Origin of the sequence: Leuconostoc fallax KCTC 3537, assembly GCF_000165675.1 — a bacterium.
Taxonomy (GTDB): Bacteria; Bacillota; Bacilli; order Lactobacillales; family Lactobacillaceae; genus Leuconostoc_B; species Leuconostoc_B fallax.
Map to the genome: position 1 here is coordinate 33,750 of NZ_AEIZ01000002.1, position 18,926 is coordinate 52,675.

Annotated in this window: 20 protein-coding genes and 2 pseudogenes; 9 read left to right on the plus strand and 13 right to left on the minus strand. The window is 38.3% G+C overall.

Annotated features, from left to right (window positions below):
* The 4 genes and pseudogenes from LEUFL_RS0100370 to LEUFL_RS0100385 form a co-directional block, all read right to left on the minus strand.
* Window positions 1-771: a DNA/RNA non-specific endonuclease gene (locus LEUFL_RS0100370; RefSeq protein WP_010006734.1), complete on the minus strand. Its 771-nt coding sequence runs from the start codon at window positions 769-771 to the stop codon at window positions 1-3.
* A 12-nt stretch (window positions 772-783) separates the two neighbouring features.
* Entirely contained in the window at window positions 784-1,614 is an 831-nt protein-coding gene (locus LEUFL_RS0100375) for an energy-coupling factor transporter transmembrane component T family protein (RefSeq protein WP_010006735.1), read from the minus strand.
* A gap of 5 nt (window positions 1,615-1,619) precedes the next feature.
* Window positions 1,620-3,295, minus strand: a pseudogene (locus LEUFL_RS10730) (ABC transporter ATP-binding protein).
* Window positions 3,296-3,342: 47 nt separating this feature from the next.
* Window positions 3,343-3,900, minus strand: coding sequence for an ECF-type riboflavin transporter substrate-binding protein (locus LEUFL_RS0100385; RefSeq protein WP_010006736.1), 558 nt, complete (start codon window positions 3,898-3,900; stop codon window positions 3,343-3,345).
* A 270-nt stretch (window positions 3,901-4,170) separates the two neighbouring features.
* Between LEUFL_RS0100385 and LEUFL_RS0100390 the strand changes: the two genes are divergently transcribed.
* Window positions 4,171-5,085: a lactate/malate family dehydrogenase gene (locus tag LEUFL_RS0100390; protein ID WP_010006737.1), complete on the plus strand. Its 915-nt coding sequence runs from the start codon at window positions 4,171-4,173 to the stop codon at window positions 5,083-5,085.
* Between the two features lie 27 nt (window positions 5,086-5,112).
* Here LEUFL_RS0100390 and LEUFL_RS0100395 read toward each other — a convergent pair whose 3' ends face one another.
* The 8 genes from LEUFL_RS0100395 to LEUFL_RS0100430 all read right to left on the minus strand — a co-directional run bounded on the left by LEUFL_RS0100395 (window position 5,113) and on the right by LEUFL_RS0100430 (window position 10,782).
* Window positions 5,113-6,069 (minus strand): ABC transporter permease, encoded by a 957-nt coding sequence (locus LEUFL_RS0100395; protein ID WP_010006738.1) that lies wholly within the window; start codon window positions 6,067-6,069, stop codon window positions 5,113-5,115.
* A gap of 1 nt (window position 6,070) precedes the next feature.
* Complete coding sequence (locus LEUFL_RS0100400; RefSeq protein ID WP_010006739.1) at window positions 6,071-7,186, minus strand: ABC transporter permease; 1,116 nt, start codon at window positions 7,184-7,186, stop codon at window positions 6,071-6,073.
* Window positions 7,183-8,748 carry an ABC transporter ATP-binding protein gene (locus tag LEUFL_RS0100405; protein ID WP_010006740.1) on the minus strand — a complete coding sequence of 522 codons (1,566 nt, stop codon included), beginning with the start codon at window positions 8,746-8,748 and terminating at the stop codon, window positions 7,183-7,185. The genes LEUFL_RS0100400 and LEUFL_RS0100405 overlap by 4 nt, the downstream gene beginning before the upstream one ends.
* A 181-nt stretch (window positions 8,749-8,929) precedes the next feature.
* Entirely contained in the window at window positions 8,930-9,337 is a 408-nt protein-coding gene (locus LEUFL_RS0100410; RefSeq protein ID WP_237697861.1) for a CPBP family intramembrane glutamic endopeptidase, read from the minus strand.
* 11 nt (window positions 9,338-9,348) lie between these two features.
* On the minus strand, window positions 9,349-9,594 hold the full coding sequence (locus LEUFL_RS0100415; protein WP_010006743.1) for a hypothetical protein: 246 nt from the start codon (window positions 9,592-9,594) through the stop codon (window positions 9,349-9,351).
* A gap of 280 nt (window positions 9,595-9,874) precedes the next feature.
* Window positions 9,875-10,072 carry a hypothetical protein gene (locus LEUFL_RS0100420; RefSeq protein WP_010006744.1) on the minus strand — a complete coding sequence of 66 codons (198 nt, stop codon included), beginning with the start codon at window positions 10,070-10,072 and terminating at the stop codon, window positions 9,875-9,877.
* 171 nt (window positions 10,073-10,243) lie between these two features.
* The gene (locus LEUFL_RS12905; RefSeq protein ID WP_010006746.1) at window positions 10,244-10,414 is read right to left on the minus strand and encodes a hypothetical protein; all 171 of its coding nucleotides are present in this window, start codon (window positions 10,412-10,414) and stop codon (window positions 10,244-10,246) included.
* Window positions 10,415-10,518: 104 nt separating this feature from the next.
* Entirely contained in the window at window positions 10,519-10,782 is a 264-nt protein-coding gene (locus tag LEUFL_RS0100430) for a helix-turn-helix domain-containing protein (protein ID WP_029508570.1), read from the minus strand.
* A gap of 403 nt (window positions 10,783-11,185) precedes the next feature.
* Between LEUFL_RS0100430 and LEUFL_RS10735 the strand changes: the two are divergent.
* Window positions 11,186-12,587, plus strand: a pseudogene (locus tag LEUFL_RS10735) (TrkH family potassium uptake protein).
* Window positions 12,588-12,610: 23 nt separating this feature from the next.
* Window positions 12,611-13,273: a potassium channel family protein gene (locus LEUFL_RS0100440; protein ID WP_010006748.1), complete on the plus strand. Its 663-nt coding sequence runs from the start codon at window positions 12,611-12,613 to the stop codon at window positions 13,271-13,273.
* A gap of 36 nt (window positions 13,274-13,309) precedes the next feature.
* Here the strand turns inward: LEUFL_RS0100440 and LEUFL_RS0100445 are convergent, their stop codons facing one another.
* Window positions 13,310-13,603: a hypothetical protein gene (locus tag LEUFL_RS0100445; RefSeq protein WP_010006749.1), complete on the minus strand. Its 294-nt coding sequence runs from the start codon at window positions 13,601-13,603 to the stop codon at window positions 13,310-13,312.
* A gap of 137 nt (window positions 13,604-13,740) precedes the next feature.
* Between LEUFL_RS0100445 and LEUFL_RS0100450 the strand changes: the two genes are divergently transcribed.
* The 6 genes from LEUFL_RS0100450 (at window position 13,741) to LEUFL_RS0100475 (ending at window position 18,921) form a co-directional block, all read left to right on the plus strand.
* Window positions 13,741-14,028, plus strand: coding sequence for a hypothetical protein (locus LEUFL_RS0100450; RefSeq protein WP_010006751.1), 288 nt, complete (start codon window positions 13,741-13,743; stop codon window positions 14,026-14,028).
* The gene (locus LEUFL_RS0100455) at window positions 14,025-14,543 is read left to right on the plus strand and encodes a YbhB/YbcL family Raf kinase inhibitor-like protein (RefSeq protein ID WP_010006753.1); all 519 of its coding nucleotides are present in this window, start codon (window positions 14,025-14,027) and stop codon (window positions 14,541-14,543) included. The genes LEUFL_RS0100450 and LEUFL_RS0100455 overlap by 4 nt, the downstream gene beginning before the upstream one ends.
* Before the next feature lie 179 nt (window positions 14,544-14,722).
* Window positions 14,723-15,769 carry an N-acetyl-gamma-glutamyl-phosphate reductase gene (gene argC, locus LEUFL_RS0100460; RefSeq protein WP_010006755.1) on the plus strand — a complete coding sequence of 349 codons (1,047 nt, stop codon included), beginning with the start codon at window positions 14,723-14,725 and terminating at the stop codon, window positions 15,767-15,769.
* Window positions 15,770-15,788: 19 nt separating this feature from the next.
* The gene (gene argJ, locus LEUFL_RS0100465; protein ID WP_010006756.1) at window positions 15,789-16,997 is read left to right on the plus strand and encodes a bifunctional glutamate N-acetyltransferase/amino-acid acetyltransferase ArgJ; all 1,209 of its coding nucleotides are present in this window, start codon (window positions 15,789-15,791) and stop codon (window positions 16,995-16,997) included.
* A 37-nt stretch (window positions 16,998-17,034) separates the two neighbouring features.
* Window positions 17,035-17,769, plus strand: a complete 735-nt coding sequence (argB, locus tag LEUFL_RS0100470; RefSeq protein WP_010006758.1) for an acetylglutamate kinase — start codon at window positions 17,035-17,037, stop codon at window positions 17,767-17,769.
* A gap of 12 nt (window positions 17,770-17,781) precedes the next feature.
* Window positions 17,782-18,921 carry an aminotransferase class III-fold pyridoxal phosphate-dependent enzyme gene (locus LEUFL_RS0100475; protein ID WP_010006759.1) on the plus strand — a complete coding sequence of 380 codons (1,140 nt, stop codon included), beginning with the start codon at window positions 17,782-17,784 and terminating at the stop codon, window positions 18,919-18,921.
* Window positions 18,922-18,926: the final 5 nt, after the last annotated feature.

An 18,926-nucleotide genomic window follows, 5' to 3' on the forward strand; every position in this document is an offset into this window, starting at 1 on the left:
TCAATTAATGGTGACATAACCTGTCTGGTAGTTAATACTTGTTCCTGGTTCGACATTAAAAATATAAATATTAAAGCTCACCGCATTATCTTCAACACTCGCTGCTTGCATATGAACACCACGTGCAACGAGTTCGTTACTTCTAAATATTGGTGTTACCTGATACCTCACATGATGCGATGTTTCTCTAATATAACGTAAGACACGACTTTCATAATAAGCCATTCCTGGGTCGTTTAATTGACGGGTACCAGTCATTAAATTTTTGGGATTATCTTGCTCTCCGGCCAATGAAAAGGCAATCAAGTGAGAACGATTATAAACATTTTGGTTATTCAAACGGACACTAGACCAGCCTGTAGGGCGTGTATACAAGCGCTCACGAGGTTCTTTTGGTAGTAAACTCACACCGAGCATCGCATTGGCTTGACCAACACGACCTAAAGCGTCTAAATTCGTATATGTTGCCCACTCACTGTGTGACGTTGATAAATCTGACTTAGAAAAATCAGGCTTGCTACCATTAACCTGAATAATTGCCGTGCCAGCATAATCCATTTGTGCCAATTTATTATCAGCAACACTACCAACATTTTTAGGTACTAATTTCTGTTTGGATTGATTTTGTGTAATCGCGCGATTTGTACTATAAGTTGACTGATAAGTCTGAAAACCGCCACCAATTAAAATGGCTAAGCCAATAACTAGGCTAAGCCATTTCGGTAATTGTACTTTTTTACTTTTTTTCGTTGAATATCTTCTTTTTGCCATAGCTATATTCTATCATCTAAACGGATTATATAAACGACCATTATTTAAAAATAGTAGTCCAAAACCCATTAAGACAACAATGATGGCACCAACTAATACCATAATATCTCTGAAAGCCATCTTTTGACTTTGATACCATGATCGCTGACCATAACGGCCAAATCGCCGTAGTTCCATTGCTTGGCTAATGGTATCAATGCGATTTAAACTAGAAAATACTAAAGGAAGAATAATCTGCGTCCCGCCTTTAGCACGTTGCCAAAGTGTTGCTTTTTTAGAAATTTCGTATCCTCGTGCTTGCTGAGCAAAACTAATCGTCTGATAATCACTTTGAACATCAGGAATGTAGCGTAGTGTGATGGCAAAAGCATACGCAATTTTGTAAGGAATCCCAATTTTATTGAGTCCTGCTGCAAATTCACTGGGATTAGTGGTGAACAGTAGAACAATCGATAGTGGCAAGGAAAATAAATATTTCAAAAATAAATTAAATTCATAAAAGACCTGTTCTTGTGTGATTGTAAAATAACCACTACCAAATAAAACATGCCGAGTACCATATAATGCCACACCATATTGTGGTGCCAAAACAGTAATCATCACTAAATTTAAAATAGCAAAAACAATGGCTAATTTTAGTAACAAAGCATATTCATGATACTTAATATGGGCTGTTTGGATAAGAAAAAAGGATAGTAGCACTAAAAACAGCAAAAAACGTGTATCATATGAAATCATCCCCATCGTGGTTAGTGCTAAAAACCCCACTAATTTAACCGTTCCAGTTATCTGATTCAACCATGTATCGCGTGCTTTATATCCAAATAATGAGTTGACTGCCATAAGTTTTATTGCCCCAATATTGTGTTCAAATTTTCTGGATGCGCAATGCCCAAGCGCTTCGCTAATTCATAAATACTCGTTGTTTTCAAATTGGCTTGTTGAACAAGTGTTTCATTAGCTAATAATGCAGCTGGTGAAGTGTCTGCTAAGAGCTTCCCATCAACAATAACCAACGTTCGTTGTACAAAATGAGCTAACAGATGCATATCATGCGTAATAATCACAATTGTTGTTTCATGCGATTGATTAATCTTCTGTAAAAAGCTAATAATACGATTTGTATGCACCGCATCTTGCCCTGCAGTTGGCTCATCTAATATCAAAATTTCCGGCTTCAGAACCAACACAGCTGCAATCGTTAGTCGTTTCTTTTGACCAAAACTCAATGCAGAAATGGGCCAATTGCGCATCGAATACAAATCAACCATTTTCAATATATCCGTTACCCGTTGTTGAATGTCTACTTCATCCACATGGCGTAACTTTAAACCACTGGCTACTTCTTCGAAAACACTAGCTTTTGTAATCATATGGTTTGGATTTTGCAAAACATATCCAATATGTTCGGCACGTTCCTTGATTGAATCATGTAATAATGAATGTTGATTCAAAATGACATCGCCACTTGTCGGTGTCAAGAATCCTGTTAATAAGTGTGATAGCGTCGTTTTACCTGAACCATTTTTACCGACAATACCTAAAATTTCACCACGCCATATGTTAGCACTGAAGTCATTGAAAATTAATTCTTGGTCATATCCAAACGATAAATTTTTTATGGCCAACTGTCGTTCTTTTACCGCATGATTAGGACGAATCGGCTTTGCCAGCGCTTCAATATCCGCCTTATACTGATCAACAGCTATTTTGTTCACATCCTCGATATGGTTTAATTGCATAACCGGTGCTGGTGTATGTCGCATTAACTGTAAATATAACGGTTCATCCAAACCACATTCTGATAAAATATTGGCTTTCAAAATATTTTCAGGTGTATCATCTGCTACAATTCGACCTTGTTTCATCAAAACGATACGATCAATTCCAGAACGCAACACCTCTTCAATACGGTGCTCAATAATGATAACTGTCATGTTATTTTCAGCGTGTATTTGGCTGACCATTGCCATCGTTGCTTCACCAGCTGCCGGATCTAAACTGGCTAACGGTTCATCTAATAATAGTAAACGACTATTATCAACCAATACCCCTGCCAAAGCTGTCCGTTGTTTTTGACCACCTGACAATGCCTGCGGGCTAAGATGCAATCGTTGTGTTAAATTGACCTTCTGCGCCCAGTGTTTCACCTTTTTTTGATTGTCATCACTTCTTGACGATCATTCTCCATAGCAAAAGCAATATCTTCAGCCACTGTCAAGCCAACAAACTGTGCATCAGTATCTTGTAATACCGTTCCGGTTTGTAATGATAAATCAAAAATCGATTGCGTTAATATATTTTGCCCGTTAACTGTTAATTGTCCAGTGATATCTCCTGGATAAGCCTGTGGAATAATACCATTAAATAGACGCAATAACGTTGTTTTCCCTGATCCAGAAGCACCAGCGATAAGAATTTTTTCGCCCGGATAAATTTTCAAGTTGATATCATGTAATGTGGGTTTAGCTTGCGCCATATATTTAAATGTAACATGCTGACAATCAATAACTGGTTCTACCATTATTCAACCTCTATGTACGAGCAATCATTATGATGCTCTTTATTACCTTATTCTGAACGCAATGAACTCTTACGTGGTCGTGATTTTACATAAGCTACCAAAAATAGTGAGCCGATAATAGCGACAGATAATGAGTTAGCAACTGTTGTCACAATTCCTTGCAAAAAGACTTTAGCAGCCGGCTCTTTATAAAGTAAAATATCACCGATTGGCGCTACAACTAACCAAGCAATCGCATTAGCAATAATCTGCCAAATATTGAATTGAATCAGTTTTTTAGCACCTAATTGACCATATTCTAATGCTAAAAACCTTCTACTTAAACCAATCAATAGACCAAAAACAGCATCCGCAAACACCCATGACCACCAAGGTGAACCATAAGTAACGGCGTCATTTAGCGCATGACCAATAAAGCCAATCAAAAAACCAACAACCGGGCCAAATAAACCAGCCATTAAAGCAAGCAAACCTTCCGCTACATTAATATTTGTATTCGAAATACCGGTTGGAATCGCTAAATATTTCATTAGCACAAAGAATAAAGCTGCGCCAATACCCGTTGCGACAACTGATCTAACGGACAACCCTTTTTTCTTTCGCATGAGTATGCCTTCTTTCATATAAGTATATAATGTTGAATGATGAAAACTTCACACGGCTTATCATACCGCAGAAATCATATTTTTGCGTAAAAACCAAATATTTTATTAAAATACCATATTAATATCACAATTATTTGGCTGTCATCACCATACTGACGTAATAAAATTCTAGTAATTTAGACCCAAGATGTCAAATGTGCCTATTCTAATAGTAATTTAATGTTATTATTATAATATAAAGATAAAGAAGATTAAATGAGGTCATAAGTTATGAGAAAAGTTGGTATCGTTGGTATTGGCCACGTCGGTGTGACTGTTGCCCATATTATTGTGTCACAAGGATTAGCAGATGAATTGGTCTTAATTGACCATAATACTGCTAAATTAGCCAGTGAGGAGTTAGATTTACGCGATAGTGCAAGTCTACTAGATAAGCATATATTCATTCATGCGGGTAACTATAATGATCTAGCAGATGCAGAAGTCGTGATTAGCGCTTTGGGTCATATCGATCTCATCACCGAAGGTGGTGATCGTTTTGAAGAGCTCAGAGCTAATGCCCCTGAAGCACGACAAGTTGGCGCTGATCTTCAACATGTTGGTTTTCATGGTGTACTCTTAGTTATCTCAAACCCTGTTGATGTGATTACCGGTATCTATCAAAAAGCCACAGGATTACCACATAATCAAGTCATCGGTACTGGTACCTATCTCGATACGGCTAGATTAAAGCGCAGTTTAGCTGATATTCTACATCTAGATCCACGTAGTATTAATGGATACGTGTTAGGCGAACATGGCGATTCTCAGTTTGCTGCTTGGTCAACCGTCAATGTTCTCGGTGAAAACATTGACACACTCGCTCAGCATTACGATCTCAATCTCACGCAAATTGAACAAGCAGCTCGTATTGGCGGTTTCACTGTTTTTTCTGGGAAAGGCTACACAAACTTTGCAATTGCTCACGCTGCTGTTTCTCTCCTAGAACTCATTCTATCAGATGCCCATCGAGAGAGTATTGTTTCTCATTTTAATATAGAATTAGGTAGCTACATTTCGTCTCCAGCCGTTATTGGTCGCGAAGGCATTGTCGCTGAATTTAACCTGCCATTACACGATGATGAGAAAGAAAAACTTTTAGCTAGTGCCAAAGCGATTCAACAAAAAACACAACATCTCATATAAAAAAAGTAGCCCAGCTGGGCTACTTTTTTATGTTGCTTTAATATAATTCACGCCGTCTGCTTTCGGTGCACGTGTCTTACCAAAGAAGAAGACCAGTACCACAATTGTTAAGACGTAAGGTGCAATTTGCAAGTAAATTGAGGGAATATTTTGAATCACTGGTAATTGAGCACCAACCACAGCCAGTGACTGTGACAAGCCAAAGAAAAGCGATGCCGCCATAGCGCCCAAAGGATTCCAACGGCCAAAGATCATGGCTGCCATAGCAACGAATCCTTGCCCAACAATTGTCCCAGCACTGTAATTCAATGAAATAGATTGTGCCACAACAGCACCACCAATACCGCCTAGAATACCGGACAACATAACGCCTGCATAACGCAAACGTGCAACATTTAAGCCCAATGTGTCTGCTGCTTGTGGATTTTCACCCACCGAACGCAAACGCAAACCAAACTTTGTTTTAAAAATAAGATACCATGATAAGACTGCAATAATAATCGCTAACCAAGCAGGCCCTGATGTTTTGGCAAAAAACAAATCACCAATAACCGGAATATCTTTTAATAATGGCAAACTAGTATAACCAAAATCACGCGAAATGGGTTCAGTCTGACCTTTGCCATAAATCACTTTGATCAGGAAAACACCTAATGCTGGTGCCATCAGATTAATCACCGTACCAGAAATAATATGATCGGCTCGTAGTGTGACTGTTGCCACTGCATGCAAAAGTGAGAATAACAAACCGATAATCGCACCAGCTAGCAAGCCTAGCCAAGGTGTCAAGGCGCCAAACTGATCTGCAAAAGTTAGATTAAAGACAACTGCAGCAAAAGCACCAATACCCATGATACCCTCTAACCCAACGTTAACAACACCACCACGTTCAGAAAAGGTACCACCAATAGAGGTAAAAATAAGTGGTGCGGAGTAAACCAAAGTACTTGAAATAACTAATGTTAAAATACTCATCAATGACATCTTATTGTCCCCCGCTCTTTTGCTGCTTTTTATGCTCAGCCGTCACTTCAGCCTTGGCATCCATTTCATGAATCCGCTTTTGAATGATTCGTATCAAATAATTAGCACCAACGAAGAAAATAATCGAAGCAATTACAATATCCACTAATTCAAAAGGAACACCTGTACTCATTGGCATACCCAATCCACCGATTTTGAGTACTGAGAACAAAATCGCGGCTGCTAAAACACCCAGATACGAACCATTTCCCAACAACGCCACGGCCATACCATCAAAACCAATTGAGGGCGAACTGTTTTGTGTAAAGAAATATTGATAGTTACCTAATCCTTCAATCGTACCAGCCAAACCAGCTAAACCACCTGATATTGCCATAGCAACAACAGCTGTACGCTTAGATGGCATACCAGCATATCTTGCTGAATCGGGATTCAAGCCTACCGCCCTGATTTCAAATCCTAATGTTGTCTTTTTCATAACGAACCATATGACAACAATCATAACCAGCGCTAAGACAATACCAGCAGATACGCTAGAACCTTGTGTTAATTGCGTTAGCCATGGCATCTGTAACGTAGCATTGGCACCAATCTGTTTGGTCGTTTGTGCTGATTCTTTAATGCCATGTGCCATGACATTTTGCAAAATATTATTTCCTGTATATAACAAGATATAGTTCATCATGATCGTTACAATCACTTCGCTCGCGCCAAACTGCGCACGTAACCAACCTGGAATAGCACCAGCAATCCCACCCAAGACTGTTCCCAAAATCAAGGCACTAGGAATCATAACGTAAGCAGGTAAGTTGGGAAAGCTCAATGCATACCATACTGCGCCAACCCAACCAGCAAGTGCTTGACCAGATAACCCGATGTTAAAGAATCCAGCAGAACTTGCTACTGTAAAGCCAAGAGCTGTCAAGATGAGAGGTGTCATTTGTGTGAGAACACCACCAATGTTTTGCATTGATCCGACAGCCGAACTCATTAGGGCAATATAGCCAGATATTGGATTGTAACCAAAAACCAGCATAATCAATGCACCAACAAGTAAACCAAATATAACGGAAAAAGCAGCAACAGAGAATGATGTTTGTTTCATAGTTGAGTTCATAGTGTGTTTACCTCTGTTGGTTCATTTAAAGTAGCCTTAACTTCATCCAAATTCATCCCCGTCATCAAAAGGCCTAATTCTTGTTTATTCGTTGATTGTGCGTCAACAATACCAACAATCTTTCCGTTATTAATAACAGCAATTCGGTCAGACAAATTAAGAATCTCATCTAATTCAAAGCTGACCACCAACACTGCCTTGCCAGCATCGCGTTGATCAATCAAGCATTGATGAATATATTCAATGGCACCAACATCCAATCCGCGTGTCGGCTGTGCTGCAATAATCAAATCATTATCACGATCTAATTCACGCGCAATAACTGCCTTTTGCTGATTACCGCCAGACATTGATCCGGCCACAATGTGAATACCTGAAGCACGCACATCAAATTTTTGTGACAGGCGATTAGCCATCTTGTCTTCAGCTTCCGGATTGATCACACCATAATGAGAAATAGGCGCCTGATAATACGTCTGTAGCATCATATTTTCGACCAACGTCATATGCGTTTGCATGCCAAAACGCAAACGATCTTCCGGTATATGCCCGACACCACTCTCGATTATCTTTCGAGGACTCTTATTCGTCATATCCTTTTGATTAAGCATGACTTGCCCACTTTGAACTGGCGTTAGGCCCGTTATCGCTTGAACTAATTCAGTTTGTCCGTTACCATCTATACCAGCAATACCAACAATTTCGCCTGATTTAACTTCTAAGGATAAATCCTTAACTGCTGCCACACCGCGTGCATCCTTAACTGTTAAATTGTCCAGTTTTAATACCGTCTCTTTGGGTTGAGCAGATTGCTTTTCCGTCTTAAAACTAACTTCACGACCAACCATTAAATCAGCCAACTGTTGAGAAGAAACCCCAGCGACAGGGAAAGCATCAATCGACTTTCCCGCTCTAATGACTGTCACTGTATCAGCCGCAGCCTTGATTTCATCCAACTTGTGGGTAATCAAGATAATTGATTTCCCTTCTTTGGCTAAATTATGCATAATCGTAATCAATTCTTCGATTTCTTGTGGTGTCAACACAGCTGTCGGCTCATCAAAAATCAGAATATCTGCACCACGATATAGTGTCTTCAGAATCTCAACACGTTGTTGTTGTCCAACAGATATATCCGCTATTTTTGCTGTCGGGTCAACGGCTAATCCATATTGATCAGATAAAGCTTGAATTCTTTTAACCGCTGTCTTAGTGTCAAGACTCAAGCCACGCGTAATTTCGGAACCCAAAACGATATTTTCAGTCACAGTAAAGGCATCCACAAGCATAAAATGCTGGTGAACCATACCAATACCTAATTGGTTCGCTTTAGTTGGTGAATCCACTGTTACGGGTTGACCGTTAATAAGAATATTACCGCTAGTAGGTTGTAGTAACCCCGTTAGAATATTCATTAATGTCGATTTACCAGCACCGTTTTCACCAAGTAACGCGTGAATTTCACCTTGTTGGACTTTCAAATTGATATCATCATTGGCCGCAAAACTACCGAATTTTTTGGTAATATGTTGCATCTCAATGACTGGTGTTAATTCGGTCATATGCTCTCTGATTCTTTCTATATAGTATAAATTGTAAAAATTCCGCGGACAAATACTGTACGCGGAATTTCCCTTAAATAATATTATACCATGTTCTCTAAACACGTATGTTGCAATCATTTTACCTATTGATTAGAGCAAATTGAGGTGTCCCCACCTATCCTCATTACTTTTCTTTATTCTACAAGCTAAATATGGCCAGTAAATTATGTATCATATGAAACATTACTGAATATTGTAACTTTTTGGTCACTAGGCGAACAATCATCAACAGTGTACTAGCGGTTAAATAAACAGTCCATTGTTCCGGTGTGGATGGCCAGTGGACTGCTGCAAAAACAAATGTTGGCCAAACAAGCTGTACAACTTTCCCTAGAGGCCGAGCCTCTTCAAATATAATACCACGAAAAGCAATTTCTTCAATTATTGGTGCAATAATAACAACATTCAATTTAAATAATAATGCAATGATTCCACCTTGATGAAGCATGGTTTCAATCATTTTTTGATTTGAACTACTATCTTGATTTTGTCCAAATATAGCCGGTATTATCAAATCCATCAGAAACATTGTTAGGCATAGCATCATAATAACAAATCCTATTTTTTCAGATTAATTCTCTCAAAAATAGCATTCGTCTTTGCGGCTAAGTAACGATAGCCCAAATATGAAATAACGCCCCCAAGTATAATCGATAATAACACGAACCACACGTTAAACATATCTATAAATGCAAAGAACGGCGGCACGCCTAAAATAATATCAATTAATATTGTCAATAAAACTAATTCAATAAGTTGTCCTGCCTTTTTTGATATGACAGTTATTGCACGATTAAATATCATTGATTACCCTTTCAATAATTAGTTCAGTTATTACTGCGGTCTCATTTTAGATAACAGGGAGCATATCTTGTCCACTAATTTAGCTATGCACACATTTTGGATAAATCTAAAAAATTAAATAGATGACAAGAGCCCCAGGGATATATAACATAATAGTTTCCATTGGCACGGTCTTTTATGGTGTCAAAAACATTCAAATTGTTAAATATTAAAGTAAACTTCCATATGTTATGATATTTCTCTAAAAACCAAGCTTATGTAGTTTTTCATTGAGATAAAATTACCACTTGTTTCCAGTAAAGCATCGTTGATGACTTCTAGTATGAGCTCTTGCCACAGTTGTTCCAGCATAAATAACTGTATTCACTGTTTTATGCAACCCTGCACCAAAATCCTCCCAAGAACCATCCGTTGAGCCTCCACTAATCATCATTAACTTTTCCAAGCTCAGTACATTCGGTTGTGTTTTGAAATCCATTTTTTACTTCTCCTTAAATAAAAATACAAAATGTAGAACAAAAATATTACAGTAGCAGACTGCACTGCATCGTACCATCCGTAGAAAAAACTTTCTTCTGAGACAAAGTTTAACCCAATACGTGCTAGAAAAACACCAAGCATAATGCTTAATCCGCTATACACATATTTTTTACCACTTGCTATTACCTGATTTTCTCCATCCTGACCGAATTTGATCCAAATGGTTCCATCCATCTTTTGCAACAAAATGTGCGCCACTAGCAGCAACTGTCACTACAATTGGCAATAGTGGACATCCCCCCGAAGCTTTTGCTAATTCCTGTTCTGATAACTTTTCCATAAACAGTTATCCCCCTTTCGTAATATATTCATATTATATAAAATCATATCCATAAAAATTGGGACGTTTTGTCCATACAACTAACTTTCTCGTTCAATATCATTTCATTTAAAAATTAAATTATTTACATTAGTATGCAATACTTCGGATAATTGAATGATAGTATCAATATCAGGTATTCTTGACCCAGTTTCATACTTTGCTATCGTTGATACGCTGATATTTAATTGTTCCGCCACATCCACTCTCTTGTATCCCAATTTCAAACGGATTTGTTTGATATTATTAGCAATATCTTCTGATCCCCCACCACTAATTTTTGCCATGTCGGCCTCACTTAAGTGGCAAAAAATATTCTTTTTCATCATTTATCCCCCCTTATGATGCATTATCATAATATCTATTTTATAAACTCCATGTCGCTAATTAAATGATGGTTAATTTTTAATGATTTCTAACACAATTTATGGTAGTATGTTGGACTCATCCAAATTTTGTTATATCATACTTATTAGAGCATGACTTTTGGATATCATCATGAAAGTTAGCAACAGAAACAAAGCACTTCGCACGGTAAAAAGTTGACATAGTAACAATTCACTGCAAATGCTGTATGTCTTTTCAACCTGTCTCTAATTAAAAAGCCTCACAAGAGGCACCCCGCCAAAAAACCTCAAGTTTAAATCGTTAGAGAATTCTTATGCCATCGCAATAAAGCCACATCATGTCACTGAATATTTTATTTTCAGAAAGTAGATCATAACAATACATATGTCTAGAAAAATTGATTTACCCACACAAAAAGAAATGAATAAACTGCATCATCTCCAGAGGCTATCCTTTTGGTCGAGTATCTCAATGCCACAAAGATTAACTTTAGGTTTTTTGAGTGTTATCACTGTTGGTACATTGCTACTACTCTTACCCATTAGTTATCATACTGATAATCCTCACCACTTTATGAACGCGCTGTTCACTGCCACGAGTGCTGCTTCTGTGACAGGGTTAACCGTCGTGGACACCGCAACACATTGGACAGTTTTTGGGCAATGCGTCATTATTATGCTAGTTGAAATTGGTGCCCTTGGTTTCATGTCCTTTTCAGTACTGCTCTTCACAGCGACAAAACGGCGCATGGATTTAAGAAGTAAATTAATGGTACAGGAAGTTTATAACCTACAAACATTGTACGATACGCAATCTGTTTTTGGTTATGTCATTAAATTATCAGTCATTATCCAAATTGTCGGTGCTGCTTTATTAGCACCATTTATGATTCATGATTTCGGTTGGCAACGCGGTCTTTTCTTTGCCGTTTTTCATGCTATTTCAGCCTTTGGAAACTCAGGATTTTCTATTTTACCCAATGGTACAAGCGATTATATTAACCAACCTATTGTTTTATTCATTCTTGCTTTATTAATCGTAGCCGGTTCACTTGGCTTCTTAGTTTGGCGTGACTTACTCTGGTACTATCGCACTAGACGCTTAACATTACATTCCAAGCTTGCCTTACTCATGACCGGTAGTTTGATTTTTTGGTGGTTTTATATTATTTGAAATCACTGAATCCAACTTGGCTTTTGCTCATGAATTATCACCAGTAAAAAGCGCCTTTGATACCTTATTCATGTCAATTTCTTATCGTACCGCTGGTTTTACCGAATTTAGTTTCGACCAAATGGCGCCCGCTACCATCTTACTTACTATTATATTAATGTACATTGGTGGGACACCCGGCTCAACTGCCGGTGGGATCAAAACAACTACCCTAGGTGTTTTGATTCTACAAACTAATGCCGCTTTACGTGGTAAAAAGGATGTTACTTTTGCCCACCGTCGTCTCCCACATGAAAATATTGTGCGTGCATTGCTATTAGTCTTTGTATCATTAGTTTTCTTAGCTACATTGTCTTTCTTACTACTGATAAGTGAAGGTAAATCAGAGACATATGGTTTAGAATATATTATTTTTGAAGTTGTCAGCGCTTTTGCAACAGCTGGCTTGTCACTTGGTCTCACGCCCCATTTGTCAACGTTCGGTCAGCTCATTATTATGCTAGCGATGTTCATTGGTCGAGTCGGTATTTATACTGTTATGTTCTCCATTCTGAATGTTCATGAAGAGGCTGCACAGTATCGTTATCCTGAAGAATCTGTCATTATTGGTTAAACTTACTATAAGGAGTAGCAGCTATGAAGAAAACATATGCCATTATTGGTTTGGGACGTTTTGGTGGTGCTTTACTACAAACACTTATCGCTAACGGTCAAGATGTCTTGGGAATTGATATCAACGAAGAAAACGTCAATGATTATCGTGATATCGCAACACAAGTCATTATTGCAGATGCGCAAGAAGAAGACGTGTTACGTAAACTAGATATTGCAAGCTTTGATCATGTTATCATTGCCATTGGTCATAATATGCAAGCGAGTATCTTAGCCACGATTAATGCTAAAGATCTTGGCGCTAAGCACGTTATTGCAAAAGCTGAAAATCGTACGCATCTACGTGTACTCACTAAAATTGGTGCTGATACTGTGGTACAGCCAGAACGTGAAATGGGAGAACGCATTGCCCGTAAGTTATTAGCACCAAATATGCTCAACTTCATTGAGTTATCTGATGACTATTCGATGGCTGAAGTCCAAATTGTTAACCCCACTTTTACTGGCCGCACAATCAGTGATCTTAATATTCGAAAGCGCTTTGGTCTTAACGTTATCGCTGTCCGTCACGAGGGTGAAATCGTTGTCGCACCAGAAGGAAAATATCGCGTACAACCTAACGATATCGTATCTGTTGTTGGGCCAAAAGATATGGTTGATGATTTTGATCAATTAACAAATGAATAAAAAAGCTACTGCTTCGTGATATGAGCAGTAGCTTTTTTATTCTTCATCAAGACCGTTAATTTTATCAAAGACATTAAACAAATTATCTACTTCAGTCAGACGATACTTTTTTGAATGACGATCGAAAATAATTTCTGATTTAATTGGTTCCCCCACCTGTAAATCATGCAAAAAAGTCCGCAACTCTGAAATATCACGTTGCACGGTTTTTCTACCAATGAAAAACATATCCTCAATTTCTTCAATCGATAATTCTCGGTTACTAATCATTGCAGAATATAGCCGTAAAATACGCTGCTTATCGTTGAATACTGTTTTATGTGCTGACATAATTTTCCCCAATCCTAAATGTTGTTTTTATTGTACCAAATAAAACGTTTGTTCGGTAAAATAAAGAGAGAGGTATTTCTGATGTCTATATTTAGCAATTGGTTCAAATCTAAAAAAATAAAAATCACACCGCAACAATGACGTTCGACGATAGTTCATGGCAAACAACAGCAAATCCGACGATTTTCTTTATCGATGACAATGCAAATACTGTAGAAAATCAAAAAGCTTTTATTTCACGTTTTGTCCAACAAGTCTATCAAGAGACCCAAAACGTGCAAACAATAGATAATAAAGTTAATCTGGTCGTCAAACGCTTCACTGCCTTACGACAATTTAATCAGCAAATGTCTATTGATAGTCGGACATTCTTGGCGCAAGAAAAGCGTCAGCTCATTCATCGTTTAGAGGAGGAAAACACATGAAATTAAAAGTGACGCTCGATCATAATGGTTTTATTCCAGATCAATACGCAAAATTTGCACCTGATAACTATCGATATGATGGTATGCCGACAGTCAACTTTCCCGTGATAATCACTGATATACCGAAAAATGCCCAGAGCTTATCTGTCAGCCTCATTGATTATGATGCTGTGCCTGTTGGTGGTTTTCCTTGGATTCATTGGTTAGCCGCTAACTTACCCGTTACTAACATTCCTGAGCATTTAAAAGCGCATCAGCTCAAAAATGTTATTTATGGTACAAATTCCACTTGGCATGATGTTAAAATGAATCAGGCCCCAGAAAATCCCGAAATTAATCAAGCATACATTGGGCCCATGCCACCAGATAAAACGCACCTTTATACACTGCGAGTTTGTGCGCTAGATACCAACTTGCCTCTGCAAAATGGTTTCTTCTTAAATGATTTACGTACCCAAAGCGCGGCACATATATTGGCAAGCGCAACACTAGAATTACCAGCGCGTAGTCATTAATACCTAAAAGCATTTAACATTGATTACAATGTTAAATGCTTTTTTATACGTTTTTTTATATATATTCATCTCTAAAATGTATATTAATTGCAATTTTATGCACTAAAGATTAATATTTAGTCTATAGAAATCAGATAGCGACACAATATATCATGATCAAAAGAACAGGAGATAGCCTTATGCAACATATTCAAAAAATAGCAATCGTTGGTGCAACAGGCTATGGTGGTCTAGAACTACTCCGTTTATTACATCAACACCCACAATTCAATGTGACAGCCGTTTATAATACTAGCGCAGACAATCCCACAATTGACAGCGTATTCCCCCATTTAAAAGGTATGTATAATTTAACATTATCTTCATTTGATAGCCGTTTAATTATGCAAAATAATGATGCCGTATTCTTCGCCACATCAAGTGGTGTGAGCAAGGACTTAGCGCAACCATTTATTGAAGCAAAATTTCCAGTGATTGATTTATCCGGTGATTTTAGATTAACCGCATCAGACTATCAACACTGGTATCATAAGCAACCTGCCGATCCCACATTACTTCAGCAGGCTGAATATGGATTGGCTGATTTTCCAACTGATGATGGGATCAATGCAACCTACATTGCTAATCCCGGTTGCTATGCTACAGCTACCCTACTCGCTCTGGCACCACTGGCACAACATGACCTATTAGACCCAGACAATATGATTATAGATGCCAAAAGTGGCCTTTCTGGTGCCGGTAAATCACTCAGCACTGCAAGCCATTTCATTAACGTCAACGAGAATTTCAGTATGTATAAGCCAAACGAACATCAACATATTCCTGAAATCGTACAACAGCTCCACAAGTGGCAAAACAGTATCAAAACGATACAGTTTACGACCTCTTTACTACCTATTAATCGCGGTATTTTTATTAGCGCATATGTTAAGTTAACCCAAGATATAACGCCAGAAGCCATTCACAAACTTTATACCACAACATACGCCAATAAATCCTTCATTCGTGTTCAAGCATTGAATGAATTACCCAATATCAAATCAGTCGTTGGCACTAACTTCACTGATATCGGTTTAAGTTACAACCCCCAAACACGATACCTTACCATTGTAAGTGTTATTGACAACATGATTAAAGGCGCTGCTGGACAAGCCATTCAGAATTTAAATCTGTTAGCTGGGTTGCCAGACACAACTGGTCTATCCTTAATTGCAGCCTATGCCTAATCTTAAAGGACATAATATGATGACAGACCTAAATATTAATATTATAGAAGACGGGCACATTGCCACACCACTTGGTTTTCACGCAGATGGCCAACATGTTGGCTTAAAACATAAGTCAAAAGATCTTGGTTGGATTATTTCTGATGTACCGGCCAGTGTTGCCGGTGTATTTACCACCAATCAAATTCAGGCCGCACCGGTGCAATTAACCAAATATACGATTCAATCAGGCCAATTACAGGCCATTATTGTCAATTCAGGTAATGCTAACGCCGTAACCGGACCAATTGGCTTACAACACGCAAAAGAAATGCAACAAGTCACTGCCGATGTTCTTAATCTACCAACAGATTTAGTTGCAGTAGCCTCAACTGGTATCATTGGCCAAGTATTACCAATTGAGAAAGTCACACATGGTATTCATCAATTAAAAGCTACTGGCAATGCGCCCGCATTTGCTCAAGCAATTATGACAACCGATACGTTAGAAAAACATGTCACGATTTCAGCGGAAATTTCAGGTACAACCATCACAATGAGTGGGGTTGCTAAAGGTTCCGGTATGCTTCATCCGAATATGGCTACAATGCTCGCTTTCATTACCACCGATGCCAATATCAATAGTGATCTACTACAAAAGAGCTTATCCGATGATGTTGAGACCAGTTTTAACCAAATCACGATAGATGGTGATACTTCAACCAATGATACTGTATTAGTGATGGCAAACGGTCAAGCAAATAATCCAGAAATATTAGCAGACACAGTAGCATATGCGCAATTTACTCAAATGCTACATTATGTGACCGAATATCTTGCGATTCATATGGCCAAAGACGGCGAAGGCGCAACTAAACTCATTAGCGTTCATACCAATGGGGCTAAAGAAATGAATGATGCACGTATGATTGCTAAAAAAGTTGTCGGCTCCTCATTGGTAAAAGCAGCGATTTTTGGTAAGGATCCTAACTGGGGACGTATCATCGCTGCCATCGGCGCAACATCAGTCATCATCAACCCCCAAAATATTGATATCAAAATCAATAACATTGCTGTTCTCTTAGCTAGCCAACCTGTAAGCTATGATGAACAGATGTTAGCACAAGAATTGGAACAAGATGAAATCACAATTGATATTGATTTGCATAGCGGCAATGCAATCGGAAAAGCTTGGGGTTGTGATTTAACTTACGAATACGTCAAAATCAACGCTTTATACACAACTTGAATTATCACACCCATCATCAGACATAGGAGGTCATCATATGCATACAATCGTCATTAAAATCGGTGGCAATGCTGCCACACAACTTACACCCACGTTTTTTGAAACCATTAAGCAGTGGCAACAGCAGGGCAAATATGTTGTCATCGTTCATGGCGGTGGTACGATGATTTCTAATTTGATGGCGCAGTTCAACGAACCCGTTATTAAAAAAGATGGTATTCGTGTGACAAATAGTACGAGTATCGAATTAACAAAAATGGCACTAATTGGTCAAGTTCAACCACAAATTTTAGATCAATTACGCCAAAATAATCTCAATGCTATTGGTTTAAATGCAGGTAGCGCGCAACTCTTAACCGGGTCATTTTTAAATCAAGCCTGTTACGGCTTAGTCGGTAAAATTGATCAAGTGAACGTCAAGATCATTAAAACAGAGCTTCACAATGGTTATATACCCGTTATTTCACCACTCGCTATTACTAATGATGGGCAATGGTTAAATGTCAATGCTGATCAAGCCGCAACGGCTATTGCTAAACATCTCCGCGCTGATCATCTATATCTTCTGACAGATGTATCTGGCATCAAAGTAGCAGGCAATATCTTGCACCATATTACACCCACTTTAGCACAAGAATTAGAGATGCAATCCATTATCACTGGTGGCATGATTCCAAAAGTTAATAATGCTTTAACTGCTGTTGCACAAGGTGTGACAACCGTTCATATTACTGATCATGTCAATACACATGGCACACTTGTTACCGCATAAGGATAAAAACATATGACACTACTTCAAAACTATCATCGTTTACCCGTTCAATTTGTTAAAGCTCAAAATACAATTTGGGAAGATGACCATCAACAGCAATATCTTGATTTATCAAGTGGTATTGGGGTCTATAATATTGGGGCCCGCCATCCCGAAGTTGAAGCTGCCTTAATTGATCAAGCCCAGCAACTCTGGCATTTACCCAATCTATATGATAATGCACTACAAGAAAAAGTAGCTGAACAATTAGGTGGACAAAATTATGCTGCCTACTTTGCTAATTCAGGTGCTGAAGCAAACGAAGCTGCGATTAAATTGGCCCGTATTGCCACCAAAAAGGCAACGATCATCACTTTCAAAAATTCTTTTCATGGTCGTACTTACGCTGCTATGGCAGCAACCGGTCAAGATACAATCCATCATGGTATGCCAATGGCTGCTGGTTTTAAATATGCTACTTTTAATGACATTCAAAGTGTTGAAGCGATTATTGATGATAATGTTGCCGCAATTATGTTTGAATTGGTACAAGGTGAAGGTGGTGTGATACCTGCGGATCAAACATTTATCAAAGATTTAGCACAATTAGCACATCAACATCATATTTTGTTAATCATTGATGAAGTACAAACCGGTATTGGTCGTACTGGTACTAAATTTGCTTATGAACAATACGCTATTGAACCAGACATTATCACTAGTGCAAAAAGTCTAGCCAATGGTCTACCAGTTGGGGCAATGTTAGCCAAGAATAACATTGCAGATGCCTTTAGTTACGGTGTACATGGTTCAACATTTGGTGGAAATCCACTGGTAATGCGTTCAGCTATCGCAACCTTATCTGTATTGGACACTTTATTGCCTGAATTACCCGACAAAGTCAAGCAAATGTGGTCTCACCTCAAATTACTCCAGTCCCTCGATTCTGTAATAGATATTCGTGGTCTTGGTATGATCATTGGTATTGCACTTCATCCAGATGTACCAGTAGCTGAAGTTGTAGAGAAATTATTATTTGAAGAACATGTCATCACACTTAGTGCTGGTCAAAATACTTTACGTTTACTACCGCCACTAACACTGACACCTGCTGAAATGAAAACTGGTATTGAAAAAATACACCATATTTTACAACAATATAAAAACGACTAACCGTT